Genomic DNA, 1,948 nt, shown 5'->3' with positions numbered 1-1,948 from the left:
AGGAGCCGGCGCGGGGGCACTGGCCGCCTGTTGCGTCACGATGGCGTCGAGCGTGTGGGTGAAGGCGGCCCGCTTCTGCGGGTCGTTGAGCATGTCCAGCACCTGCCGCGCCTGCTGTTGCGTCAGGGGCGAGGATGGTGCCGCCGGGGCGGCCGCGGCTGTCTGGGCACCCGCCGCCGTGGCCAGCGACACAAGGACGCCCAGAGCAACCACCAACCCGGACAGCAGGCGGGACAGCGCGACGGGGCGGCACGGAGCGGACGTCTGATGGGAAGAATGGTCCGGCCGGGTCTGTGCGGTCATACCGTGTCCTGTCGTCTCGATGTGGCGGGGATGCCCCCCATCAGGAAGACGGGGTGAACAGCACCGGTGGCGTGGGGCGTGAGCGTATAACGACCGTTTCCGCGATAAGATCATGCAGCGCCTGCTTGCGCAGGGTCCAGCCGGCCATCAGAAACCCGACGCCCAGCGTAAGGAGTGATAGAAATTTGGCGAAATAACGCACACCGGCGCGTAGCAGGCCGATGCGGCGCCCGTGCAGGTCGGTGACGCGCATCCGGCAGGCCAGCTTTCCCGGGGTCGCACGCAGGGCCGAGGCCTCGAACAGGATGTAGTAGAGCGCGGGCAGCAGAAAACTGAGCGATTCGTAGACGCCCGAACCATGCCAGTGCACATGCGGCATCAGGATCATGGGGGATGAGACGCTGAAATCGGCCGCCTGCGTTGTCCGCCACGCAATGTCGCTCGCGCCCTCGCCCGAGGCGCCCCCGTAGGTAATGGTCACGGCGGGGGTGAAGGCCAGTGCAATGAACCGGTGCAGCATACCGAGGGCGATGACGTCGATGAGATAGGCTAGAACACGCCACCAGAACCCGGCGAACACCCAGGCCCGGGCTTCGGGCACCGGCATGCTCCAGCGTGGATCGGGCGGCGGAGCGGAGAACGAACCGAAGCTCATGATACTGCGCCGTTCAGCTTCGGTAGGAGCCGTTGATGTCGATATAGCCGTGTGTCAGATCGCAGCTCCAGGCGACATTGCGGCCATTGCCCAGACCCAGATCGACATCGATCTCGATGTCCTGCCCCTTCATGTGGGCCACCACCGGCGTCTCGTCATAGCCTTCGACCACCGTTCCGTCGCGCGCGATCCAGGTGCCCCCGATGCCGACGCTGAGCGTGTCGCGGTTGGCGGGCTCGCCGCATTTGCCCACGGCCATCACGATCCGGCCCCAGTTCGCGTCCTCGCCCGCGATCGCGGTCTTGACCAGCGGCGAGTTGGCGATCGCCATCGCGACACGGCCGGCGGACTGGTCGTCCACCGCACCGCTGACGCGGATTTCCATCATCTTGGTCGCACCCTCGCCGTCACGCACGACAAGCAGCGCCAGATCACGCAGGAGGGACTCGAGCGCCTCGGCGAACGGCGCCAGCGCCTCGTCCTCCGGCCCGTCGACCGGGGCATTCCCGGCCTGACCCGTGGCAAACAGCAACACCATGTCCGAGGTCGAGGTATCCGAATCCACCGTCGTGCGGTTGAACGTGCGATCGACCGACGCCGAGAGCAGCGTCTGCAACGTGCCTGACGGCACTGCCGCATCGGTCGCCACGAAACACAGCATCGTCGCCATGTCGGGCGCGATCATGCCGCTGCCCTTGGCGATGCCCTGAAGGCGGACCGTAGTACCGCCCAGCGCGACCTCGCGCACCGCCGCCTTGGGGAAAGTGTCGGTGGTCATGATGCCCCGCGCGGCGGCTTCCCACCCATCGTCGCTCAGCGACGCATGCAGCGCCGGAAGGGCATCGGTAATCTTCTCGGCGGGCAGGACCTCGCCGATCACGCCGGTCGAGGCAAGGAATACCTCGGCCGCCGGGCACTGGGCCAGACGCGCGGCACCCGCGGCGGTGGCCTGCGTCGTCTCGACCCCGGCGCGGCCGGTGAAGACATTCG

Annotated in this window: 2 protein-coding genes and 1 pseudogene; all 3 read right to left on the bottom strand. The window is 67.5% G+C overall.

From position 1 onward, the window contains the following. Positions 1-303 (bottom strand): annotated as a pseudogene (locus HUK82_RS16250) (mechanosensitive ion channel protein MscS); the annotation flags it as partial. A gap of 40 nt (positions 304-343) precedes the next feature. Next, on the bottom strand, positions 344-958 hold the full coding sequence (locus HUK82_RS16245; RefSeq protein WP_246495233.1) for an RDD family protein: 615 nt from the start codon (positions 956-958) through the stop codon (positions 344-346). A gap of 13 nt (positions 959-971) precedes the next feature. Then, on the bottom strand, positions 972-1,948 hold a 977-nt coding region (argJ, locus tag HUK82_RS16240), incomplete at its 5' end, for a bifunctional glutamate N-acetyltransferase/amino-acid acetyltransferase ArgJ (RefSeq protein WP_176614911.1).

Source organism: Ameyamaea chiangmaiensis (genome assembly GCF_013376175.1).
GTDB classification, from domain to species: Bacteria; Pseudomonadota; Alphaproteobacteria; order Acetobacterales; family Acetobacteraceae; genus Ameyamaea; species Ameyamaea chiangmaiensis.
Note: the sequence above shows the minus strand (reverse complement) of the source record. Positions and strands in the feature narration are given on the sequence as shown.

Coding starts and splice junctions, on each gene's coding strand:
- HUK82_RS16245 (WP_246495233.1), bottom strand. CDS start 958: ATGAGCTTCGGTTCGTTCTCCGCTCCGCCGCCCGATCCACGCTGGAGC.